22 protein-coding genes and 1 pseudogene are annotated in these 21,371 nt (G+C 59.5%); 14 read left to right on the forward strand and 9 right to left on the reverse strand.

Annotated features, from left to right (window positions below; genetic code table 11):
• The first annotated feature begins 4 nt into the window (after positions 1-4).
• Entirely contained in the window at positions 5-250 is a 246-nt protein-coding gene (locus ACLFLU_RS07635; protein ID WP_426411667.1) for a DUF2274 domain-containing protein, read from the forward strand.
• On the opposite strand, the gene ACLFLU_RS07640 is transcribed toward ACLFLU_RS07635, so the two are convergent.
• Positions 217-1,206 carry a LysR family transcriptional regulator gene (locus ACLFLU_RS07640; protein WP_426411668.1) on the reverse strand — a complete coding sequence of 330 codons (990 nt, stop codon included), beginning with the start codon at positions 1,204-1,206 and terminating at the stop codon, positions 217-219. The two genes, ACLFLU_RS07635 and ACLFLU_RS07640, sit on opposite strands and share 34 nt — an antisense overlap.
• 9 nt (positions 1,207-1,215) lie before the next feature.
• Entirely contained in the window at positions 1,216-1,845 is a 630-nt protein-coding gene (locus ACLFLU_RS07645; RefSeq protein WP_426411669.1) for an acyl-homoserine-lactone synthase, read from the reverse strand.
• A gap of 276 nt (positions 1,846-2,121) precedes the next feature.
• On the opposite strand from ACLFLU_RS07645, the gene ACLFLU_RS07650 reads away from it, so the two are divergent.
• Positions 2,122-2,355, forward strand: a complete 234-nt coding sequence (locus ACLFLU_RS07650; RefSeq protein WP_084302324.1) for a hypothetical protein — start codon at positions 2,122-2,124, stop codon at positions 2,353-2,355.
• Positions 2,356-2,485: 130 nt separating this feature from the next.
• Here the strand turns inward: ACLFLU_RS07650 and ACLFLU_RS07655 are convergent.
• Both ACLFLU_RS07655 and ACLFLU_RS07660 read right to left on the reverse strand, forming a co-directional pair.
• Positions 2,486-2,617, reverse strand: a pseudogene (locus ACLFLU_RS07655) (transposase domain-containing protein); the annotation flags it as partial.
• Positions 2,617-3,339 carry a LuxR family transcriptional regulator gene (locus ACLFLU_RS07660; RefSeq protein WP_426411670.1) on the reverse strand — a complete coding sequence of 241 codons (723 nt, stop codon included), beginning with the start codon at positions 3,337-3,339 and terminating at the stop codon, positions 2,617-2,619. The gene ACLFLU_RS07660 and the pseudogene ACLFLU_RS07655, both read right to left, overlap by 1 nt.
• Before the next feature lie 468 nt (positions 3,340-3,807).
• On the opposite strand from ACLFLU_RS07660, the gene ald reads away from it, so the two are divergent.
• Positions 3,808-4,920 carry an alanine dehydrogenase gene (ald, locus tag ACLFLU_RS07665; protein WP_426411671.1) on the forward strand — a complete coding sequence of 371 codons (1,113 nt, stop codon included), beginning with the start codon at positions 3,808-3,810 and terminating at the stop codon, positions 4,918-4,920.
• Positions 4,921-5,168: 248 nt separating this feature from the next.
• Here the strand turns inward: ald and ACLFLU_RS07670 are convergent, their stop codons facing one another.
• The 3 genes from ACLFLU_RS07670 to ACLFLU_RS07680 form a co-directional block, all read right to left on the reverse strand.
• On the reverse strand, positions 5,169-5,780 hold the full coding sequence (locus ACLFLU_RS07670) for an anthranilate synthase component II (protein ID WP_426411672.1): 612 nt from the start codon (positions 5,778-5,780) through the stop codon (positions 5,169-5,171).
• On the reverse strand, positions 5,777-7,171 hold the full coding sequence (gene pabB / locus ACLFLU_RS07675; protein ID WP_426413928.1) for an aminodeoxychorismate synthase component I: 1,395 nt from the start codon (positions 7,169-7,171) through the stop codon (positions 5,777-5,779). The genes ACLFLU_RS07670 and pabB overlap by 4 nt, the downstream gene beginning before the upstream one ends.
• Positions 7,172-7,284: 113 nt before the next feature.
• Positions 7,285-7,644, reverse strand: coding sequence for a Dabb family protein (locus ACLFLU_RS07680; protein WP_270163303.1), 360 nt, complete (start codon positions 7,642-7,644; stop codon positions 7,285-7,287).
• Between the two features lie 1,444 nt (positions 7,645-9,088).
• Between ACLFLU_RS07680 and ACLFLU_RS07685 the strand changes: the two genes are divergently transcribed.
• Together ACLFLU_RS07685 and ACLFLU_RS07690 are read left to right on the forward strand one after the other, a co-directional pair.
• Complete coding sequence (locus tag ACLFLU_RS07685; RefSeq protein ID WP_426411673.1) at positions 9,089-9,325, forward strand: hypothetical protein; 237 nt, start codon at positions 9,089-9,091, stop codon at positions 9,323-9,325.
• A 79-nt stretch (positions 9,326-9,404) separates the two neighbouring features.
• Positions 9,405-9,839: a nuclear transport factor 2 family protein gene (locus ACLFLU_RS07690; protein ID WP_234685218.1), complete on the forward strand. Its 435-nt coding sequence runs from the start codon at positions 9,405-9,407 to the stop codon at positions 9,837-9,839.
• A 148-nt stretch (positions 9,840-9,987) separates the two neighbouring features.
• On the opposite strand, the gene ACLFLU_RS07695 is transcribed toward ACLFLU_RS07690, so the two are convergent.
• The gene (locus ACLFLU_RS07695; RefSeq protein ID WP_426411674.1) at positions 9,988-10,617 is read right to left on the reverse strand and encodes a GntR family transcriptional regulator; all 630 of its coding nucleotides are present in this window, start codon (positions 10,615-10,617) and stop codon (positions 9,988-9,990) included.
• A gap of 123 nt (positions 10,618-10,740) precedes the next feature.
• Between ACLFLU_RS07695 and bioB the strand changes: the two genes are divergently transcribed.
• The 7 genes from bioB to panC all read left to right on the forward strand — a co-directional run bounded on the left by bioB (position 10,741) and on the right by panC (position 17,968).
• Entirely contained in the window at positions 10,741-11,778 is a 1,038-nt protein-coding gene (bioB, locus tag ACLFLU_RS07700) for a biotin synthase BioB (protein WP_426411675.1), read from the forward strand.
• 3 nt (positions 11,779-11,781) lie between these two features.
• Positions 11,782-12,135 carry an aspartate 1-decarboxylase gene (gene panD, locus ACLFLU_RS07705; protein ID WP_426411676.1) on the forward strand — a complete coding sequence of 118 codons (354 nt, stop codon included), beginning with the start codon at positions 11,782-11,784 and terminating at the stop codon, positions 12,133-12,135.
• Between the two features lie 77 nt (positions 12,136-12,212).
• Positions 12,213-13,367, forward strand: a complete 1,155-nt coding sequence (locus ACLFLU_RS07710) for an 8-amino-7-oxononanoate synthase (RefSeq protein ID WP_426411677.1) — start codon at positions 12,213-12,215, stop codon at positions 13,365-13,367.
• On the forward strand, positions 13,364-13,996 hold the full coding sequence (gene bioD / locus ACLFLU_RS07715) for a dethiobiotin synthase (RefSeq protein WP_426411678.1): 633 nt from the start codon (positions 13,364-13,366) through the stop codon (positions 13,994-13,996). The genes ACLFLU_RS07710 and bioD overlap by 4 nt, the downstream gene beginning before the upstream one ends.
• A gap of 587 nt (positions 13,997-14,583) precedes the next feature.
• A complete protein-coding gene (locus ACLFLU_RS07720) occupies positions 14,584-15,849 on the forward strand; it encodes an adenosylmethionine--8-amino-7-oxononanoate transaminase (protein ID WP_426411679.1) in 1,266 nt (421 codons plus the stop codon).
• 396 nt (positions 15,850-16,245) lie between these two features.
• Positions 16,246-17,109, forward strand: coding sequence for a 3-methyl-2-oxobutanoate hydroxymethyltransferase (gene panB, locus ACLFLU_RS07725; RefSeq protein WP_426411680.1), 864 nt, complete (start codon positions 16,246-16,248; stop codon positions 17,107-17,109).
• Positions 17,110-17,128: 19 nt separating this feature from the next.
• The gene (gene panC / locus ACLFLU_RS07730; protein WP_426411681.1) at positions 17,129-17,968 is read left to right on the forward strand and encodes a pantoate--beta-alanine ligase; all 840 of its coding nucleotides are present in this window, start codon (positions 17,129-17,131) and stop codon (positions 17,966-17,968) included.
• Between the two features lie 18 nt (positions 17,969-17,986).
• Here panC and ACLFLU_RS07735 read toward each other — a convergent pair whose 3' ends face one another.
• Positions 17,987-18,163 carry a hypothetical protein gene (locus ACLFLU_RS07735; RefSeq protein WP_426411682.1) on the reverse strand — a complete coding sequence of 59 codons (177 nt, stop codon included), beginning with the start codon at positions 18,161-18,163 and terminating at the stop codon, positions 17,987-17,989.
• Between the two features lie 39 nt (positions 18,164-18,202).
• On the opposite strand from ACLFLU_RS07735, the gene ACLFLU_RS07740 reads away from it, so the two are divergent.
• Positions 18,203-18,487, forward strand: coding sequence for a hypothetical protein (locus ACLFLU_RS07740; RefSeq protein ID WP_426411683.1), 285 nt, complete (start codon positions 18,203-18,205; stop codon positions 18,485-18,487).
• 317 nt (positions 18,488-18,804) lie between these two features.
• Positions 18,805-20,799, forward strand: coding sequence for a methyl-accepting chemotaxis protein (locus ACLFLU_RS07745; RefSeq protein ID WP_426411684.1), 1,995 nt, complete (start codon positions 18,805-18,807; stop codon positions 20,797-20,799).
• Positions 20,800-21,371 lie beyond the last annotated feature (572 nt).

Consider the following 21,371-nt stretch of genomic DNA (forward strand, 5'->3'; position numbering starts at 1 on the left):
GCACATGCCAAAACTTAAAATCGGAGCGATCCCAGATGAAAAACCCGTCAAGATCAGTCTTGATCTGCCGGCGCCCGTGCATCGAGATCTTGTTGCCTATGCCGAAACCCTTTCGCGTGAATCGAGCCAATCTGTAGAGCCCGCCAAGCTGATTGCGCCGATGCTGGCACGGTTTATGGCCACCGATCGCGGTTTCAAAAAGCTTAGGCGTTCAAGTCACCCCTCTGCCGTTGAAGGCGGCGCAGGATAGCGTTCGGCCAAGAGATCCAGGAAGCGCGTAAGCGCCGGGTTCTCATTGTCCTTACGCCAGTACGCGTTAAAGCCCATACGGCTTGGTCCAGAACCGTCCTGGATTTCCCGATAGACCACGCCGGTGAAGTTGGCTCCCACGTCAGCTTCAAGGACCAGACTTATTCCAAGCTCCAAGCTGACGAGGCTCTTGATGATGCCTCGGCTGACATCATGCCGCTCGATTTTTGGCCGCCTCTCATTGGCAACCAGCTTTGAAACCAACAGCTCTTTCAAATCGCTTCCCGGATCACGTTGGCTTAGCAGAACTGTCTCGTTGTGAAGATCGGTCCAGTGGATAGCGTCGCGGATGAGTAGAGGATGATCCTTTGGAAGCACAATGAGAATGCGTTCGCTCCAAACCGGCAGCCTCTTCTGACCGGATAGCGTATGTCCTCCAGGAACGACGGCGACATCGATGGTGCCAATGCGAACAGAATCCATCAGACGCGTGCGCGGCTGTTCGGCTGTGGTGAGTGCGACCATGGGAGTTCGCTTCCTGAACTCCGCGAGGGTGGCTCGTAGATTGCCTGCAGATATTGAGGTGCAGAAACCCACGGAAAGGTGGCCCGCCTCGCCGCGGCCGCTCGATCGGCCCGTTGCGACCAGTGTGTCGAGCTGCTCAAGGATCATTCGCGACATTTGCAGGATCGTTCGCCCGGCGGGCGTTGGCGCAACTCCGCCGGTCGAACGGTCAAAGAGAGCCACTCCGACCAGGTGCTCAAACTGACTGATCGAGCGACTGAGCACCGAATGCTGCACGGCCAGGCATTCGGCCGCCTGTCGAAAACTTCCGCAGTCCGCCGCAGCGACCGCCGATCGCAAATGATGCAGACTAATATTGGTTGATTGCACAGGGCGAGACATGTCTCTTGAGATCGCGCCCGGCAATTTTGGGGAGGTTGAGGGGTTGAACATGCGAGATCTCTACGCAGCTTTCAGCGCCGGTTCCCAGAGCACAGGTGAGCGAAGTGTTCCGGTGTCGCGGACCCGGGATAGTGCGGCCGCGGAAATCTCGAGATAACCAGCGACTGCTTGGGTGTTTCCCAATGTCCTTGCCTGGCCCGCCCGTCGCAAGGGCCACCCGGCGCGTCGCAAAATGCGCTCCATCCGGGCGTCGGTCACCGTTATAATTTCTGTTAGCCGCCTCGAAAGGCCGAATTCGATCATGCCAGCGAAGAGCTCGTAGGTCGCGCTGGTCAACCCGCGCATCGTTCCGCGCGCTCCAGCGTCAACATTCAGCGCAAAACGGCTGCTTTCCCAGACCGAAGGAGCCGCTTTAAAGGGCTGTCCATCGAGCAGCACAGGGAAGGTATCGCGCAACATCGTCGGTCCGGTAGATGGAAGCAGTCGTACACAGCCCTGAACGCTGTAGTTGCTCGATCGCTGAATCAGGTAGACGGGACCGAGTGCATCGAATTCATCGATTTCCATGTCCCCGCTGGTCTGAACGTCCCATGCGAGTCGTTCCTTGAAAACCCGATATCTAAGTCGGTGCATCTCACAAAGGTCTTCAGCAAAGGCTCCATAGAACTCCTGTGTGATGATCTGCATCATGTTCGTGCCTCCAAAGCCGCAGGGCGGGTATTGAAGGGGAATTGCTGGGGATGTGCAGCCTCCTCAGTTAAGGAGGGTGTGATACCGAAATCCGACGCACGCATCCGGCGACCCCGGAATAGCAGGACGGTGCCGCGCGAGCATATTTAGTCGGTCTTCGCCCGTGGTGTCGCCGAACATCCTCAGAGCACTATCGACGAGTTTTTTGCTGTCGGCCTATATGGAGTGGCTAGAACTCGGGAACGAGGGGACATTCTATCGAGGATGACACACACCATGTCAGAAATCTCATGGCGACAGGATGGGGTCGATCCCGGCTGGTTCATCGCTGAGGGCATCGGATCAGTCCGAAGCACCGCCAGCTACGGACGACCAGGAGGTTGGTGGTTCCTCCCTGCCTGGTTGCCTGACACTGAAGAGAACGACATCGGACCATTCAGGACAAAAGCTGCAGCATTAAAAGAAGCCGAACGTCTGGCTGCCGCCCAAGATCAAATCGCCGGGAATTAATCGCGGTTTGGCATCTCGGGGGTGATGCCGGAACATCGTTTATCCTCGTTAGCTCATCTTGGTCGGCGAGCTGATGGGCTCAAGCCGCATGGGCGACGCTCTGAGGGCGCCAATTCCACGGCAGAAGTGCCTAGACGCGCTTGGCGCGATGACCCGGCAGACGGGCCAGTATGTCTGCGAGCCGGGCCTGGGGATCGATGTCGTTGAGCTTGGCGGAAGCGATGACGGTGTAGATGGCCGCGGCGCGCCGGCCGCCCGCATCTAGGTCTTTCGGCCAGCGGCAACAAAACGCGCGACGGCCTGGATCGTCGATCGAACGCCCAGCTTGGTCCTGGCGTTGTCCAGGTGAAATGCGACCGTATAGTGGGAGATGCCCATGATGCGGCCAATTTCCCAGGAAGACTTGCCCTGAGCGGCCCAATTCAGACATTGGATCTCCCGCCGAGAAAGCGAGACACCATCAATCTGATCGCAGGCACGCAGCTTACGTTGTGCATGTGCATGGAAAACCGTTGCCATAAAAGGAAGTATACGAGCATGCCGCCGTAGGGAACGTCCGAAGGACGCAGCTCGTTCGTTGGCGGCAAATGTGACCGTGGCAACAGCGACGCCGCTCTCGTGAATCGGAACGGTGAAGCCGCAGCGAATGCCAAATCGGGCGGCCTCCTCGAAAACCTGGCGGGCAGGCTCCGAATGTACTTCTGGTCCAAGACCAAGGCCCCACTCAAAGGCCTTGTCCCGGCGAAGGGATTGGATAATCACGGGGTCGAACCGATGATACTGCTTTTGGACGTAATGCGAAGTCCAACTTGATGGATAGGTCGAAATCAGAAGCGGCTGCGCGTCTGGTCTGGAAGGTAAAGCGAGGTAGGCGAAACAACACAGATCGAGCGCGGCAGCAGTTTCGGCCATCCCCAGCCTAAGGTCGTCGACGTCAGTACTTTCGATGAGTTGATCGATGAGAGCTTGGAAAACGTAACGCATTGTTCTTCTCGCTGCAGGCACTCGAAAAATCACACGTTTGACTTTCGCCTCGATCGGTAAACTCGGATATCGGGTTCATACGCCTTATCACGTCATGCCGCAGGACAACGCCTCCGACTTGTTTCAGAATATTGTGCGAACGCGGCGCAATCTGATCGCTTGCCTCCAATGATGAGGTCAAGTTTGCTCAGGTCAAGTCGTGCTTCATATCTTGTGATTGTTTTGATGCGGCGTCCCATAGCGGCGCGATCGCAGTGGCAAACAGTTTCCGCTCGACACGAGAATTCGGTCCGGTCATTCGCCACTTACGGCGGCTCATCGACGATTGCCATGTCGGTCTCGTTCGCCTCTTTGAAATCCTGCGTGATTGCACAAAAAATCGCGGAATTTCCGCGCGAGTTGGCTCCACTTTCGCAAGTTTGCACCGCGATTCCCACTAGAAGGGGGCCGTCCAAGAGGAGATTCCAAATGAAGGTCGGTGTTCCCAAGGAGATCAAGACGCACGAATACCGCGTGGGCCTGACTCCTGGGGCTGTCCGCGAATATGTGGCCGCAGGCCACAGCGTGCTGGTCGAGACGACGGCCGGTGCTGGCATCGGCGCTACAGATGACGTCTACCGCAAGGCCGGCGCAACGGTTCTGGACTCTGCTCGCGAGGTGTTTGCATCGAGCGAGATGATCGTAAAGGTCAAGGAGCCCCAGCCTTCAGAATGGGCCCAGCTGCGAGAGAACCAGATCCTCTTCACATATCTGCATCTGGCGCCGGACCCGGAGCAGGCTAAGGGCCTCATCAAGTCCGGATGTACCGCCATCGCCTACGAGACCGTGACTGGTCCGGCTGGCGGGCTTCCGCTGCTTGCGCCAATGAGCGAGGTTGCGGGCAGGCTTGCGATCGAAGCGGCGGGCGCGGCGCTGAGGCGGTACGCAGGCGGGCGGGGGCTGTTGATCGGCGGCGTGCCCGGTGTGCAGCCGGCCCGTATCGTTGTGATCGGAGGCGGGGTTGTTGGTGCACATGCCGCTCGGATGGCGGCGGGATTGGGTGCCGAGGTCACGATCCTCGATCGCTCGATTCCCCGGCTTCGCGAACTGGACGAACTATTCGAGGGACGCGTTCGCACCAGGTTCTCGACCATAGACGCCGTTGAGGAGGAAGTCTTTGCAGCGGACGTTGTCATCGGGGCGGTGCTCGTTCCCGGCGCCAGCGCGCCGAAGCTGGTCAGTCGCGGCATGTTGAGCTCGATGCGCAAGGGCTCCGTCATCGTGGACGTAGCTATCGATCAGGGCGGATGCTTCGAGACCTCGCGTCCGACGACGCATGCGGATCCAACCTACGAGGTGGACGGCGTCATTCATTACTGCGTCGCCAATATGCCCGGAGCTGTCCCGCTCACCTCAAGCCAGGCATTAAACAATGCCACGCTGCCCTTTGGTTTGGCTCTCGCCAACAAGGGATTCGCAGCAGTGCTCGAGAATCCGCATCTGCGCGCAGGCCTCAATGTCTATCGGGGCCGGCTAACTTATAAGGCCGTGGCCGAGAGTCTCGGCCTGCCCTTCTCACCGATCGAACAGGCCGCGGCCTGATCCCCAGAGGCTCCTTAGGGGGCGTTTTCCTCCCTTACTTGGGCCACTCCTTCCTCCGGAGTGGCCCTTTTTTTGGAGGAGAGCCAGCGCAACTCCGCGCAAGACAGCGTGACTTGCCCTCAGGCTGCGATTTCGCACGACCATCACCGCTGATGGGAGCGCCGGGCGTCGGCATCGGCCAGAAGCGGTGGACCCATTCGCGCGCGAGCGACATTGCTTGCGACGAGATCGAACCGCTGCCGAGCCAGTCACAGCGATCCGGCAGTTGGCTCGATCTTGGCCCAGGAAGCCTCCGTCAGGCGCAAGAAGTTCATAAGCAGCACGTGCCCTTGTTCCGTGAGTATCGATTCCGGATGAAACTGCACGCCAAATGTTGGTTGGAAACGATGTGCGAGCGCCATGACCTCGCCTTCGTCCGAACGCGCTGTCACCGTAAGATGCGGGGCGCGAGCCTCATCGAGCTCAACAACAAGAGAATGGTAGCGCCCAACGCGAAGTGGGGATGGGAGCTCCTTGAACAGCCCTCGACCATCATGCGTGACATACGAGGACCGACCGTGCATAGGGCGACGTGCACGCGCCACGCCTCCGCCGAAAACGTTCCCGATACATTGGTGTCCGAGGCAAATGCCGAGAAGCGGTACGCGACCTGAAAGCTCGCGAACGACGGCCGAGGATATTCCGGCCTCAAGTGGAGTGCAGGGACCCGGTGAGATGACCACTGCGCGCGGCTTCAAGCCAACAAGGTCCCTGACGCTGATCTCGTCGTTCCGGACCACCTCCGTTGCCTTACCAAGATTGCGGAAATAGCGGGCAATGTTGAAGACGAAGGAATCGTAGTTGTCGATGATGACAATCAAACTGCACCGGATCGTTCAGCACGAAACGCATCGAAGATGCGCTTCGCCTTGGCGAGCGTCTCCTCGTATTCGGCCTCTGGGTCCGACATCGCCGTGATCCCGCTGCCTGCATGAAAGACAGCCACATCGCCGTCGATCGTTACAGTGCGAATCGCGATGTTCGTGTCCATGTGCCCATTAAAACCAATGAAGCCGATCGCCCCGCAATAGAGCTCGCGTGCCACACGCTCGATTTCCGCTATGATTTCCATCGAGCGCACCTTTGGCGCTCCGGTAATGGAGCCGCCGGGAAAGCAAGCGCGAAGTAAGGTAACGGCGTCCTGGTCTCCTGCAAGTTCACCCGTAACGACCGACACGAGGTGGTGCACCGAGGCATAGGATTCGAGGTCGCACAGCGCTGGAACTTCGATCGAACGCGCAGTGCAGACACGTGACAGATCGTTGCGTAGGAGGTCGATGATCATGACGTTCTCGGCGCGGTCCTTTTCAGACGCAAGGAGGATTTCACCTCGGCGTTGGTCTTCCTTCCAATCAGCGGAACGCGCGATCGTGCCCTTGATGGGGCGTGTTTCGACCCGGCCTCCACCAAGCTTCAGGAAACGCTCCGGCGAGCTCGATGCGACGGTCAGCTTGCCATAGCGCAGGAGCGCCCCAAAGGGTGCGGGGTTCGATGATCGTAGCTGGCTGTAGAAGGTGAGGGGGTCGAAGGAAGTCGGCACCCTGGCGCTGAAGCGCTGCGCAATGTTGGCTTGGAAGACGTCTCCGGCCAGAATCAAGCCGACGACGCGCTTGACCGCCGCAACATAGTCCTCGCGGCTGAAGTTCGAATGCCAGGCGCGCACGCTGCCGGAGGATGTATCCCGCGGCGTCTCTGGGTTGGCAAGCAGTGCTGCAAATTCGTCGGCTCGACGGCGTGCACGCTCTGCGCGACGTACAGGATCCTGCTCCGGCCAACCGGTGGAAATGATCCGGCATTTGTTGTGCCGGTGATCATAGCTCACGACTACGTCATAGAAATGCAGGAGCGATTGGGGCAATCCCTGCCCGGGAATTGCGGGCGTCGGCAAGTGCTCTAACGTCCTGTTTAAATCGTAAGCAAGGAAGCCGGCTGCGCCTCCCTGGAACGGGGGCAGATCGGAGCGATGCTCTTGCAAATAGTTGGCGAGAAGGGCGCGAAGAGCTTCCCACGGGTCGCCCTCAAGAGGCTCTCCGTTCCAACGCGCCTGTCCGTCCGCGACCATAAAGGTACTGAACGGATCGCAGCTCAGATATGAATAGCGGCCGAGCAATTCATGCTTGGCCGCGCTATCGAGAAACGTAAGCTGCGGTCGATGAGCCAGACATCGCATCGCCATGACGGGCTCGATCCACGGCAGCTCGCGGACGTGCACTGGGCTGTCAATCACCGATGACTTGCCTGCTGTGAGATGTGTTCAGATTGTGATCCCGAGCCGACCGAGAGCGCTGGTCTGGGACCCGGGGACCCTTGATGCCGATTGTCAGGTTAGCCCCCGCCAGTCGGCTCGAGGCGCCGAGCAACTTGACCTGTTGCAGCCGTTGAGGCCAAACGCGCATCCGTTGATACGGTGTAATCGGCCGCAAACCGCAGCTCGCGGAGCGGTCGCACCCGGCTAATCGATTCCTGGTATAGGTCGTGAGCCCTGTAGGCTGCGAGTTCCCTCTCATTGTCGAACTCACCGTAGACCACTACGTCGATATCGTTGCCGAACTGATCGGTCTTGCGATTGCGACCAACCTCGAGCAGGCGCGCATGTGGGATTGTGGTGAGAACTGACAGGCCTTCGATCATTTCGTCGATCTGGGCCTTATCCTTGGCGGTAAACAAAACGATGTGACGAATCATGATGGACCTGGGGTGATAGGGAAGTAGACGCATAACTATCTTGGCCTTGAGCGCGCTGCAACATTACCGCAGGGGGTCGCAATCGCCGCAACGGCCTTGCTGCTGGAGCTTCTGCCCGCGGTCAAGCGGGGCGCCATTTGCGGAACGTGGCTGCGGTCCAGGCCCAGCGCAAGCCAGATCCCGCGACGTGAGCCGCCGGCACTCGGGCGGTCATCGTTGCCTCGGTGTGTCAGGGTGAAACCGCCCTCAAACCCAGCCACACGTCATCGGTCTTGCAGCTTTTCTTGTTGGGATCTCCGTAGACGAAGGTGCCCCGTGAATTCGTCGTTCGTCCATGCGGGTAGCGGTAGTCAACAGCACAATCGGCTCTCCCGGGAGGCGGTAGCCGCTCATGAGGTGCAACTCACGTCGGCGTTTTGAGGCGGTTGATGGTCGCGGCACGTGAGCGCTCCAGCTTTGTCGAGACGCCGTCGCGATCGGGCCGGCCACGACCTAGGCGACACGCTCAAGGCGTCGTCCTCAATGGGCCCGTCACGCGCAGCCACTCTAGGGGGTGCAGAAGCGAATTTTGGGCGACCGATTTACGATCGGGCTGAGCTGGTCGGATGTCAGCCGATCGCCCCTCTGCGGTAAGGCCGCTATGCCGGACCAATAGTCGATTTCTGCGATGAATTTCTGCGCTAAATAGAGAAACGTCGCATGACGTATGCGCTGGCAGGACGGAGATTGGCGAATTTCTTCTAGGACAAAGAGATAAACTTTGCGCTTATCGACGGTGCCCGATCGAACGGTGGGCAGGTCAAGGTCAAAGCAACGAGTGCAGGCGGAAATGGATGCCGAAGCGCGACGCGGATTGAGCTACGTCGCGCCCCCGCCGCTCGTCACAAGCCTGAGCCCTCCAACGCGCAATGGGAGATGCAGGAATTGGAGACGGACATGTCCAAAGCCCATCAAAAACTTCAGCGCAACACCGTCAAACGGTGCGCCATTTGCGCCGGAAAGTTTGGCCTTATTCGTTACTACTCTTCGCGAACCGCCCTCTGCTCAAAGAGGTGCGTTGAACACTTCAAGTCCCGTTGCGAAGCGGACAGCAATTGGTTGCGGCGATTACCCGCCGCCTGAGCGGACATCGGCGGCAGAGACGGCACCCGATCCGGAGGACGCGTCTCCTACTGCGGTCCGGAGTGCCGCATGTTTACTGCGGCGCCGAAATCGTTGACGTCGAACAGCGCGCGACAATCTCGCGAGCTGCGCACCGACCGCAGGGAAGGCGTGGATCTCCATCATGAAGTTTGTATTGGTCAATCACAGGGCCCCGCTCAACAGGGCGGTCTGCACCGCGTGTGCGGAAGTTCTCGGTACCGGATACCTGCGGGACGTGTCGACGCAGAGGCCGTACTGTGGTTACGATTGCTACCTTCGCTACGAAGCCAGGAGCCTGCTGATGCCCTGGCTGAAAATGTCATGTGCCGAAGCGGATGCCTCGAAGCGTCACGCCGCGCCGCTCGAACTCATGACGTCGTTTGCCGCAGCATCCTACTGGTATTCGATCTCACTTGCAGCCTTGCGGGTGGGGGAGCTCATGGCTGTAGAGGTGTCCAACACTGTGCGCGAGGGAACATGGACGTTTGGTTCACCCCCGTGGCGCGGCTACGGAGGTGGCCCCAGCCCACCGCAATGAGGTCCGCTGAGCTTGATGCGTCGATACAGATACCAAGAAGCAGCTCCGTTATTGCAAGCTGGTTTCAGGAATACCAAAAATGGCGGAGCATAGCTTCTGGCGCTTCTCGCGAACGTTGCATCGCGCGATCAATGACCGGCATTTTGAGGACATCGAGGCCCTCCTCGACGAAGAGGTCGACTGGGCGCTCTATGGTCCGATCGACATGTTTCCATTTCTCGGCGCTCGGCATGGCAAGCACGCCGTGCTCGACGTCATCCGGGAGATCTCTGACAATGTCCAGATTCGCCGTTTCGACCGCGAGAGGACTATGCTCGGCGTCGATTCCGCAGCCTCCATGCTGCGCTGTTCCCTGGCGGCGCGCAAATCCGACAAGTCCATCTCGCTGCGCGCGGCGCAGTTCGCTCAGTTCAAGGCCGGCGGCCTCATCAGCATGCGTGTGCTCGTCGACACCTTTGATCTCGTCGAGCAGGCACTTGGCCGGAAAATTCATCTCCCGAAGATGACAAACTGAGATGAGCGGCGCCAGCGGGTCTCTTCTCGTGGGGTCGACGATGGCGCGTGCGCGATGCTTACGCCGGACGCGATCGCGTCTTCAGGGTGATGACGGCGATCGGCGTCAACGTAGACAACTTCGTAAACGGACCGGAAGCCTCTTCCGGTCAGGAGGCGGGAAGGGCGAGGCGCTCAATGGTTTGAATGTGACGCGCGAGCAGGGTGCAGGCTTGATCGACGTTGCGGGCTCGCAGTGCCTGCAGAATCAGCCGGTGATCCTGATTGGACCGCGGTCGCCAGCCGGCACTTCGCGCCATTGCAAACACCAGCCGCGAATTTGCAAGCTGCAGTCCATCGAGACTGGCGAGCAGGCGCGGCATTGCGCAGGGTGCCACCAGCGCGTGGTGAAAGGCGCGGTTGGCCGTTTCAAAATCCTCAATTGTCTCGGCATTATCTCCTTCAATGAGGGCGAGCTCGATCCGTGCCAAGTGAGCCGATGTAAGCTTTGGAGCCGCATTGCGCAATGCGACCACTTCGAGCGCGGCCCGCATCTCGGCGATCTCCTTCATCGACTTGGTGTCGAGAGGAGCAACCCGCACACCGCGACGGGGCCGAGCGACGACAAGGTGTTGGGCTTCCAACTGCCGAAAGGCCTCGCGGACCGGAACGTGACTGGAATGGAACTGCCGCGCGACATGATCCTGCCGGAGTGGAGCATCTGGCTGCAGCGCGCCGCTGATAATGCGCGCACCGATCGAGTCAGCGATGCGGCCGGCAACCGTCGTGTTCTCGTCCATAGATTATCTACCAGAAAAACGAATGCGCTCACTTAGGACATCCTCTAGCATTGGTCGAGGGTAGTTATCATAGATAATCGCTCGCTTTATCTATGACTGATCGTGAATGGGGGCGTGGCTCTGATGGTTGCTGCTGTGGATGTGAAGCGAAGCGACGGAGCCAACAGCCCGCAGCTCCGCGGAGACTGGACGCGCGCCGAGGTTGAAGTACTCTATAGCCTGCCGTTTGCCGAGTTGATGTTTCAGGCGCAGAGCGTTCATCGGGCCAACTTCAATCCAAACCACGTCGAAACCGCAAGCCTGCTCAGCATCAAGACCGGCGGCTGTCCGGAGGACTGCGGCTACTGCTCGCAGAGCGCGCATTACGATACCGGGCTGAAAGCCAGCCGCCTGATGAATCGCGCCGATGTGGTCGCGACCGCGCAGCGTGCCAAGAACGCCGGAGCGACCCGCTTCTGCATGGCCGCGGCCTGGCGCAGTCCAAAAGACCGCGATCTTGATCAGGTCTGCGACATGGTCAGTGCGGTCAAGGATCTCGCCATGGAGACCTGTGTCACGCTCGGTATGCTGACGCCGAAGCAGGCTGCGCGCCTCTCAGAGGCCGGTCTCGACTTCTACAACCACAACGTCGATACCTCGGCGCAGTTCTACGGCAAGATCATCACCACGCGCACCTTACAGGATCGGATCGCCACACTTGCATATGTGCGCGAGGCGGGCATCAAGGTCTGCTGCGGCGGCATTATCGGCATGGGCGAGCTCGTCGAGGATCGCCTCGCCATGCTCGTCCTGCTTGCCAACCTACCCAGTCATCCGGAAAGCGTTCCGATCAACTTGTGGAACGAGGTCAAGGGCGTGCCGGTGAATGACACCGCAGAGCGCCCCGATCCCATCGCGCTGGCGCGTCTGGTCGCGACCACCCGCATCATGATGCCCAAGAGCGTGGTGCGGTTGTCCGCTGGACGTCAATACATGAGCGACGAACTGCAGGCGCTGTGCTTCCTGGCGGGCGCAAATTCGATCTTCATCGGCGACGTGCTGTTGACCACCAAAAACCCGAAAGCCGACCGCGACACGAATTTGCTGGCCCGGCTCGGCATCACGTCCCGACTTACTGAACACAGCAGCGCGCATGCTGCGCGCCAATTCCATCGAAGGTGACCAATGCAGATTACGGTGATGAAGGGCAAAATCCACAGCGCCTCCGTGACTGAAGCCGATCTGCACTATGAGGGCTCGATTTCGATTGACCGCGCGTTGCTGGACGCTGCGGGGTTCTTGATCAACGAACGCGTCGAAATCTACAACATCGACACCGGAGCGCGCTTTGCCACCTATGTGATTGAGGCGCCCCGGGGGTCCGGCATAATAGGGCTCAATGGTGCCGCCGCGCGGCTTGCGATGCCCGGAGATAAGGTCATCATTGTTGCGTATGCGACCCTTGAGGAGGCGGAAGCGAAATCGTTCAGGCCGCGCGTCGTGCTGGTCGACCGAGAAAACCGCATCCGGTCAGGTTGAAAACCAAAAGATCGGTCTTGGCGCCATTGTCCTTGGCGGCCAATGGAAGTTCCGTGCGACGATCCTAACAGCGAAGAATGAACTCAATCCATATGCCTAAAGTTGTCGACTATGCCGCGGCCTTGCATGCGCTGAAAGAAGACGGTCAGCTGCGCAGCCTCAAGCCGCGCGCAGGTGCCGATTTCGTATCGAACGACTATCTTGCGCTTGCGAGCGCTCCGCGCATGAAAAAGGCAGTGTTGGCGGCGCTCGAGGCTGACACACCGATCGGCGCGGGTGGGTCGCGGCTTCTGCGCGGCAATTGCGAGGAGCACGAACGTCTCGAAGCAGAAGCGGCACAGTTCTTTGGAGCCGAGACGGCGCTCTTCTTCAGCGGCGGGTATGTCGCAAACTTTGCTGTTTTGACAACGTTGCCGCAGCGCGGTGATCTCCTCGTTCTGGATGCTCTCGTGCACGCGAGCATCCACGAAGGCGCGCGGGCTGGCCGGGCCGACTTTCGCATCAGCGCCCATAACGAGCCTCAGTCGGTCGAAAACACAATCCGCGACTGGCGCGCCCAGGGCGGAATGGGCCGGGTCTGGATCGTGGTTGAAAGTCTCTACAGCATGGATGGCGACTTCGCGCCGCTTGAAGACCTCGTCGCTATCGCGGACCGGCACGACGGGTTCCTGATGGTCGATGAAGCCCATGCCACAGGCGTCTACGGGGAGCTGGGACGAGGACTCGCCGCCTCCTATGAGGGGCGAGGAAATCTGTTGGTCGTTCATACCTGCGGCAAGGCGTTGGGCGCTGCAGGCGCGCTCGTCGCGGCCTCAACGGCCATGCGCGACTTCATGGTCAATCGCTGCCGCCCGTTTATCTTCGCCACAGCGCCCTCACCATTGATGGCCGTTGCCGTGCGGGAGGCCCTGTTCATCCTGCAGCAGGAACCCGAGCGGCAGCAGCGTCTGGCCAAGCTTGTCGCGTTCACGCATCGGGAGATCGGCGTGCGCGGCGGGCAAATTCCTTCGGCCTCGCAAATCGTGCCCTATATCGTTGGCGACAACGCGCGGGCGATGCGGCTCGCATCGAGACTGCAGGCTCGCGGTTTCGATATCCGCGGAATCCGGCCGCCAACCGTTCCCGCGGGCACGGCCCGTTTGCGAATTTCACTGACACTCAACGTCGGGGAGGATGACGTGCGTGCGATGCTCGATGCGCTGTTCGAGGAGACGAGAGGTGAAGCCCGATGAGCCAGCAGATCGTCGTGACAGGCACAGATACCGGGATCGGAAAAACGGTGTTTTCCGCGGGCCTCGCCAATCTCCTCGGCGCGAATTACTGGAAGCCGATTCAGGCCGGCCTCGAGGGAGAGACCGATACTGAGGTCGTAACCCGGCTGGGCCGTATCTCAGCCGATCGCATCGTGCCGGAGGTTTACCGCCTTCGGACGCCGGTTTCTCCGCACTATTCCGCCGAAATCGACGAAGTTCGCATCGACGCGGATTCGCTCCATGTGCCGCAGACCGGCGAGCGACCGCTCGTGATCGAGGGTGCCGGCGGGCTCATGGTGCCACTGAACGGCAGCACGCTTTATATTGACATCTTCGAGCGTTGGCGGCTCCCCGTGCTGCTTTGCGCCAGCACGCGACTAGGGACGATCAATCACTCGCTGCTCTCGATCGAGGCTCTGCGAAAACGCCAGATCCATATTCTTGGGATAGCATTCATTGGCGAAAGAAATGCAGAAACGCAGAGTGCAATTCGCGAGATGGGTCGGGTGCGTTGCTTGGGGCGACTGCCCTGGCTTTCGCCGCTCACACCAGACACGTTGCAGGACGCGTTCAAGAGCTCGTTCCGAGCCGACGATTTCAGGCCATGATGCCAATCAACATGACCTCAACCCAAGAAGTCGTCGATCTGGCATCGGTTCACGCAGTACTGGATGACAGCTTGGTTTCAAAGAAGCTGGTCTGAGTCTCGGCTCATGGTCATAGACCCTGCAAATGGTGAAGCTCGTCGCGTCCCCTTCAATCCGCCGCTCGAAGCAAGGTACATGTCGGTTGACGGCTGCTTCGCAGGCAACTGCCTCTTCTGAACACGGGCGAGGATGGCGCTCTCCTTGAGAATATTCCACCAACGCTGGATGAGTTCTTTTTGATCTTCACTTCAGCGGCAAGGCCGGTTTTCCGACGATGCAAGAGAGCATGGGTTCGGGGCAGCACGATGAATGTCGACTATCATCGCTAGCTGCGCAAGGCATATGTAGGAAGCAAATAAAGGAGCAACAATGCGCCGCTTCTGCGTCAACCAGATCAATGCCTTCATGGTGGAAGCGATGAATGAGCACGATTTGCGAGAGCGATCGGGTGTGCGTTGGCGAGGGCGAGTGCCCGGGCTGTCTCCTCTCATTGCAAGCACACTAAGGCCCGCGTCCAAGGCCTCATTCCATGCCGATGATTTCAAGCCATGAAGCTAAAGAAGAGGTCGGCGATCTGGCATCCGTTCACGCAACATGCGCTTCAGGGCGAGATGACAAAGATTCTGCGTGGCGATGGCGCTTATCTCTACACCGCGGATGGCCGCCGTATCATCGATGCAATCTCGTCCTGGTGGGTCGTCACCCACGGTCATTGCCAACCGCACATTGTCAGTGCGATTCAGGAACAGGCGGGCAAGCTCAGCCAGATCATCTTTGCCGGCTATACCCACGATCCGGCTGAGGAGGTCGCGGCGCTACTCTTGAAGCTCGCACCCCGTGGGCTCGATCATGTCTTCTTCTCCGACAGCGGCTCTACCAGCGTGGAAGTCGCCTTGAAAATGGCGATCGGCTATTGGAACAATATCGGCGAGTCGCGGACACGCATTGTCGTGATGCAACATTCCTATCACGGCGATACAATTGGGGCGATGTCGGTGGGGGCCCGGGGCGTGTTTAATGAGGCATACGGGCCCTTGCTGTTCGACGTTACCGCAATTCCGTTCCCTGCGGAAGGCCGTGAGCAGGCAACCCTCGATGCACTCGAGTCCGCATGCCGAAATGAAATTCCCGCAGCCTTTATTGTGGAGCCTTTGATTTTAGGGGCGGGCGGGATGCTGATGTACCCCGCTTGGGTGCTAAGGGAAATGAAGCGGATCTGCCAGGCCTCTGGCGTCCTGTTCATTGCCGACGAGGTCATGACGGGCTGGGGCCGGACCGGAACGCTATTCGCCTGCGAGCAGGCCAATATCACCCCAGATATCGCCTGCTATTCGAAAGGCCTCACCGGAGGGGCGCTCCCACTGGCAGTGACGCTCTGCCGCGCGGATATATTCGATGCGCATTACTCCAAAGATCGTAGGCGTACGTTCTTTCATTCGAGTTCATATACAGCGAATCCTGTGGCCTGTGCCGCCGCAAAAGCGAATCTGGATCTGTGGCAAGATCAGGAATCTCGCCGGCGCGTCGCGTCTGTCGCCACAATGCAAGAGCATGCAATCGAGCCATTCCGCGCCGACCCGCGCTTTGCAAACGTCCGTCGGACCGGCACCATCACAGCGCTCGATCTGAAAACGAGCGATCCGGGGTATCTGGCAAACATCGGTCCGAAGCTTCAGGCCTTCTTCGAGCGCCGAAATCTCCTGCTGCGACCACTCGGCAACACGATCTACGTGATGCCACCTTATTGCGTCACGGCGGTAGATCTTGATCAGATCTACGCCGGGATCAGGGATGCTGCCGATGCGCTGGCTTGAAAGTGCGGCTCGAGCGCGAGCTAATGGAACCCAGCTGCTGCCGTAAGATGAATATGCTGGCCGAACCCGAACCTGCCGGTAGCTTTGGCAAAGCATCCGAGCCGCTGTCGCAGATATGCCAATGCTGGGCCCGGCAGCAACTCGCCAGATGTGAGAAGTTCGGTAGCGCGCTGTCGCGGTGGGGAGCCGGCGCGATGCAAAGTCGCTCCGCATAGATGTGGTGGTTGAAAAGCCTCCGCTTCTGATGATTGCGCAATCATTAGACGTTTCTATCTGTCCGCCGCTGCCTTTGGAAATGTGCCTTTCCGTTTCGCCTCCACCATTGACAGTCTTCTCTCACCTTCCGTAGGAAGCCTCGAGTCCGGGATGCGGGCAGTGGAGCGATCGGGATCTTAGATGAGCCACATTTCAGAGCAGCCTGTTGAACGTGTCACGATTCCAGTTCTGCAGCGATGCAAGGAGGAGGGGCGCCGTATCGTCATGACCACCGCTTACGACGCGGTTACGGCGCGCATCGCCGATCCCATCGTCGATGTCATCCTCATCGGGGACAGTGTTGGCAACGTCTGCCTCGGATTTGACAACACGCTGCCGGTCAGTATGGCCATGATGAACCATCACCTGGATGCTGTTGCGCGCACGAGAGCTCGTGCCTTGCTCGTTGCCGATATGCCCTTTCTCAGTTTTCACCTCAGCATTGAGGAGACGATACGCAACGCCGGGGGCTTTCTGCAGCGAGGCGCGGCAGCGGTTAAGCTCGAAGGCGGAGCGAAGCGCATCGAAATGGTCCGTGCCCTGGTCGATTGCGAAATTCCTGTGATGGGGCATCTGGGCCTCACTCCGCAGAGCGTCAATGTCATGGGTGGTTTCAAGGTGCAGGGCCGGAAGGCCGACGACGCTTTGCGCCTGCTCGACGACGCCCACCGTCTGCAAGAGGCTGGATGCTTCGCTCTGGTTCTGGAGGGCGTCCCGGCGGAGCTCGCCGCGCGCGCGACAGAATTCCTGACGATACCGACCATCGGAATTGGCGCGGGTCCCAGTTGCTCGGGCCAGGTGCTCGTATTCCATGATGTGCTCGGATTGACTGAAGGTCATCGGCCTAAATTCGTTCGCGCCTATGCAGAGGGTTTTCAGCTGTTGCAGGAGGCGCTGTCGCGCTGGGCCGCGGATGTCCGCGGCGGCGCGTTCCCGGGACCGCAGGAGTCCTACGGGCTTCCCCAAGGTCTTGGCGAAACGATCGCAAACTGGGCTCCCACCTAATCTGGTGAACAGCAAAGCAATGCAGACAATCACGACAGTCGTCGAACTTCGTCGCGCTCTTTCAAACGCCCGCAGGGCCGGTAAACGCGTCGGATTCGTGCCGACCATGGGCTATCTGCACGACGGCCATCTGGCGCTGGTCGAGGCAAGTCGGGCGCAATCTGACGTCACCGTTCTCAGCATCTTCGTGAATCCCACTCAATTCGGACCGAACGAGGATCTCAGCACCTATCCGCGTGACTTCACGCGCGATGAGAAGCTGTGCCGCGATGCCGATGTTGCCATCGTCTTTGCGCCGGATGCCAGCGAAGTCTATCCGGCTCAATTTGAGACCTTCGTCGAGCCGGGCGACCTGGCAAAACCACTCTGCGGAGCGTTCAGGCCTGGGCACTTTCGCGGTGTCGCGACGGTCGTCTGCAAACTGTTCAACATGGTGCAGCCGGATGTCGCGTTTTTCGGGCAGAAGGATTTTCAGCAATGTGCGGTCGTCCGTCACATGGCACTTGATCTCGATCTTCCGATCGAGATCGTTACCGTGCCGACGGTCCGGGAAGCGGATGGGCTCGCGATGAGCAGTCGCAACCGCTATCTGAGCGAGGAAGAACGTCGGCGGGCCCGTGCCATCAGCCGTGGACTGTTCGCCGCAGCGGACAAGTTTCGCTCAGGAGAACGCGACGTCGAAAAGCTGCTTGCAATCGCCAAAGGGCATTTGAACGAGGTCGATCGACTGCAATACCTTGAGCTTGTCGACCATGACACGCTCAAGGCCGCCCAAAGTCCGTTAAACCACCCGGCGGCACTGTGTGCCGCAGCCTATGTAGGCTCGACGCGGCTGATCGACAATGTGATACTGGCGTGACCGACTTCCTAGCACCAGCTAAGCGGATTTAGGTGCGGTGAAATCCGTCGGTAAATTCGCGCGAACGCGGAATTTAAGCGCCGAGCCGAGATAAATTGCATTAATCAGCATCCAGATGTCCTTACCATGCAGGGTTAAGCGCAGCCCCGTTTTACGAGCCGACGTTTGGCGGGCCGGCGAGAATGACGTGGTCAAATCCCTCTCAATTCCGGTGACGCGGCATAGGAGCAGGACATGGCAAGCCATTTTTACCGGTTCCGCATGGGCGCGTATGCCGAGACATTGTTTCAGCGCAGCAAGCGCGAGAAGCAGCAAATGATTTGGCTGCAGTACAACTTGATGCGGCTCGGGGGTGAAGTCGTGCGATCCGAGCGCTGGTCTATCGCGGCGGAGCAGCGAGTTCGGCATGAACAGGGCGCGGCCAAAATCGCCCGTCGAGGTGAGACGACCCTCGACGACCTCAAACGAATCGGCCGCGAAGCGTTTCCCGAAGCGCCGACCATGTGGCGGCAGGCGTGAACGATAGCAAGTTGTCGTTCTCTGAACATCCTGGTGAGCTGTCCACTGGGCCAAACCCCAACGTCTTCATGTTCTCCGACACAAACCGATCATGCAGAGAGTTGTAACGCGACAGGCTGCGTCGTGCCCGTGCTGCTGGAAGAAAAGTGTGTGCCTATAAACGCGAATTCAGAATTCCGAAATCAATCTAAATTAGCAAGCCACTCATCGACGAGCAGAGCAGGCCAGCTCCAGTTCTGCTCGATACTGAATGATCGCTTGTCGGATCAGCGACAACCAGCACCCTACCGGGCGCATAAAACTCATCACGGGGTAAAATGACCGGCGTAGCGAGCAGACTTGTCGGGCAGTTGAGGAGTTACCGGGGCTTCCGCATTGGGTTGCGCGGCCAAATGGCACTGCTCGGGATTTCGGGAGTTCTTGTCACAGGTGCACTCTGCGCTGCCGCCCTGAACTACGCGAGCCTGGTCCAGAGCGAGGCGAATGCCAGCAACAAGTTCAAAGCTCATGTCGCATCGTTGTCACAAAGCTTCCTGGAGTCACGACAAATCACGAGCGACTTCCTGCGCAAGCCCAGCGAAATGGCGATCGCGAAATATGCGAAGAGTCATGAGGAGCAGCTCGCAGACCTGAGCCGGGTCGAAGGTTTTGTGTCGGCTCTGCCCGACGACGACCCACGGAAGGAAGCGACCGCGTTGCGATCTGTGATCAATCTCTACGCGACGCGCTTTCAAAACGTGGTCTCGGCGCAGCGCAACCTCGGCTTCAACGAAGATGATGGGTTCCAGGGCAAGCTGCGCAAGGCCGTGCACTCCGTCGAGGAACGTCTAGCCGACCTGAACCAGCCACGCCTCACGATCTTGATGCTGACGATGCGCCGGCACGAGAAAGACTTCATTCTCCGTGGCGAAGACAAAGATGGCGATCGACTGGCTGACCGGGAGGAGGAATTCGAGATCGCGCTTGCTCAGGCGAGCCTACCCGCGGACATAAAATCCCAGCTCCTCGAACTGATCCGCGCATATAAGTCGAGCTTTCTGTCCCTCATGGTGACGCAGCAGGCGCTGAGCGATCAGGCGGACGATCTCGGGCAAATCTACGACCGCATCAGCCCAGCGCTTGCAAAAATCATGGCCGCCGCTGACATGCACTCGCAGGCTGCCGAAATGCAAGCAGAACAAATTCAGCGGAAGCTGGTTTGGCTGATCGGGCTTGCAACACTGCTCGTTGGCCTGCTCGCGTTGCTGTTCGGCCGGCGCGTCGCGAAGACAGTCGCTTCGATGACAGCGGCCATGCGCCAGCTCGGCGACGGCCGGTTCGACGTCGTTCTGCCAGGCCTTGGCCGTAAGGATGAACTTGGCGAGATGGCCGAAGCGGTCGAACTGTTCAAGCTGAAAGCGCGCGAGAGGGCGCAAGCCGAAATCGATGCAAAGGCTGAACAAGATCGTACCGCCGCCGAGCAGCGGAAGGCCGATATCGCTCGGCTCGCCGGCGAATTCGAAACCGCTGTGGGCAAGGTTATCGATACTGTCTCCTCTGCCTCCTCAAACCTTGAAGCCTCCGCCCGCAGCCTTACCTGCACGGCTGATCACAGCCGGCAACTCTCGGTCGAAGTCGCCAGCTCATCGGAGCAAGCATCTGGCAATGTTCAGCTTGTCGCGACAGCGACGGACGAAATGGCGGCAACGATCGTCAACATCGGCCGGCAGGTCGAAGAGGCCGCCGATATCGCGCGCGAAGCGGTTCGCAGGGCCGAACTCAGCGACCAGCGCATGGTCGGTCTGGCGGCTGCGGCGGAGCGGATCGGCAGCGTGGTCCAGCTGATCGCCACGATTGCGCGCCAGACCAATTTGCTCGCGCTGAACGCGACAATCGAAGCGGCGCGCGCGGGCGATTTCGGCAGAGGTTTCGCGGTTGTCGCTGATGAAGTGAAGTCTCTCGCAACGCAAACGGCGCACGCGACCGTCGAGATCAGCGAACACATTCACGGCATTCAGGTGGCAACGACTGACTCGGTCAGCGCAATTGCCGACATCGGCGTCATTATCGGCCGCATCTCGGAGATCGCCGTGACCGTGGTCAACTCCATCGCAGAGCAGGGGGCAATGAGCAAGAACATCGCGTCCAATTTGCAGGAAGCGGCAGCCAGAACCAGCCAGGTGGCGGCGAGTGCCATTGAAGTGACCAACGGCGCGAAGGAGACAGGAGGGGCGTCGATGCAGGTGCTGATGTCTGCCGAGCTGTTGTCTGGGGAAAGCGCGCGGCTGAGGCGCGAGCTCGGCAGTTTCCTCGGGAGGGTCCAGGCGGCTTAAGCTGGCACCTCAACGTCGCGAGCGGCCGGAGCCGGAACATCGATGCGTTTTCGAAGATTGCTCCAGTTTGCTTAAGGCAAGGGTGCGGGCGAAAGCGTCGTCAGGTGCGCGACCAAAGCCGTCGCACGTCCTGTCCCTCGATTAGCCGCCTGCATAGGAGATGACCGGCAACTCACCTCATCTTTGTCCATATTCCATTGTTTTTTGATCGCTCCTGCACCAGAGCTTCCATGCCGTTTCGATGCAGCCAAAGAAGTGCCCTTGCGAGCTGACGAAGATCGTTTCGGCTCGTACCCACGGGCAGTCGTCGTGCACGACGGAGAGCATCCGCAGCTTGCTTCTCCAATCGCGACAATTCCCGCTCTGTCATCGTCACTTAACCAATCTACACTCAGTCATACGGCACGCTGCTGAGTTGGCCCAACGGCACTCGGGTCCGGACAGACAGCAGCCGCAGATCTCAAGCACGCTGGCAGCGCAATCTGCGCCCGCGCCATTGGGGCTCGCTAGGGCACGTTGACGGGTGGCGTGGGCGCGGTCGGTCCCGGCACGAAACCATCCTGGTGTCGGCC

Origin of the sequence: Bradyrhizobium ganzhouense, assembly GCF_049949285.1 — a bacterium.
Taxonomy (GTDB): Bacteria; Pseudomonadota; Alphaproteobacteria; order Rhizobiales; family Xanthobacteraceae; genus Bradyrhizobium; species Bradyrhizobium ganzhouense.

Bases quoted from the DNA above. Each gene is read 5' to 3' on its own strand.
- bioD (WP_426411678.1), top strand. From the start codon at position 13,364: ATGAGCCAGCAGATCGTCGTGACAGGCACAGATACCGGGATCGGAAAA.
- panC (WP_426411681.1), top strand. From the start codon at position 17,129: ATGCAGACAATCACGACAGTCGTCGAACTTCGTCGCGCTCTTTCAAAC.
- bioB (WP_426411675.1), top strand. From the start codon at position 10,741: ATGGTTGCTGCTGTGGATGTGAAGCGAAGCGACGGAGCCAACAGCCCG.
- ald (WP_426411671.1), top strand. From the start codon at position 3,808: ATGAAGGTCGGTGTTCCCAAGGAGATCAAGACGCACGAATACCGCGTG.
- ACLFLU_RS07695 (WP_426411674.1), bottom strand. From the start codon at position 10,617: ATGGACGAGAACACGACGGTTGCCGGCCGCATCGCTGACTCGATCGGT.
- ACLFLU_RS07645 (WP_426411669.1), bottom strand. From the start codon at position 1,845: ATGATGCAGATCATCACACAGGAGTTCTATGGAGCCTTTGCTGAAGAC.
- ACLFLU_RS07740 (WP_426411683.1), top strand. From the start codon at position 18,203: ATGGCAAGCCATTTTTACCGGTTCCGCATGGGCGCGTATGCCGAGACA.
- ACLFLU_RS07660 (WP_426411670.1), bottom strand. From the start codon at position 3,339: ATGCGTTACGTTTTCCAAGCTCTCATCGATCAACTCATCGAAAGTACT.
- ACLFLU_RS07685 (WP_426411673.1), top strand. From the start codon at position 9,089: ATGCCCTGGCTGAAAATGTCATGTGCCGAAGCGGATGCCTCGAAGCGT.
- ACLFLU_RS07680 (WP_270163303.1), bottom strand. From the start codon at position 7,644: ATGATTCGTCACATCGTTTTGTTTACCGCCAAGGATAAGGCCCAGATC.
- ACLFLU_RS07690 (WP_234685218.1), top strand. From the start codon at position 9,405: ATGGCGGAGCATAGCTTCTGGCGCTTCTCGCGAACGTTGCATCGCGCG.
- ACLFLU_RS07745 (WP_426411684.1), top strand. From the start codon at position 18,805: ATGACCGGCGTAGCGAGCAGACTTGTCGGGCAGTTGAGGAGTTACCGG.
- ACLFLU_RS07640 (WP_426411668.1), bottom strand. From the start codon at position 1,206: ATGTTCAACCCCTCAACCTCCCCAAAATTGCCGGGCGCGATCTCAAGA.
- ACLFLU_RS07635 (WP_426411667.1), top strand. From the start codon at position 5: ATGCCAAAACTTAAAATCGGAGCGATCCCAGATGAAAAACCCGTCAAG.
- panB (WP_426411680.1), top strand. From the start codon at position 16,246: ATGAGCCACATTTCAGAGCAGCCTGTTGAACGTGTCACGATTCCAGTT.
- ACLFLU_RS07710 (WP_426411677.1), top strand. From the start codon at position 12,213: ATGAACTCAATCCATATGCCTAAAGTTGTCGACTATGCCGCGGCCTTG.
- panD (WP_426411676.1), top strand. From the start codon at position 11,782: ATGCAGATTACGGTGATGAAGGGCAAAATCCACAGCGCCTCCGTGACT.
- ACLFLU_RS07720 (WP_426411679.1), top strand. From the start codon at position 14,584: ATGAAGCTAAAGAAGAGGTCGGCGATCTGGCATCCGTTCACGCAACAT.
- ACLFLU_RS07650 (WP_084302324.1), top strand. From the start codon at position 2,122: ATGTCAGAAATCTCATGGCGACAGGATGGGGTCGATCCCGGCTGGTTC.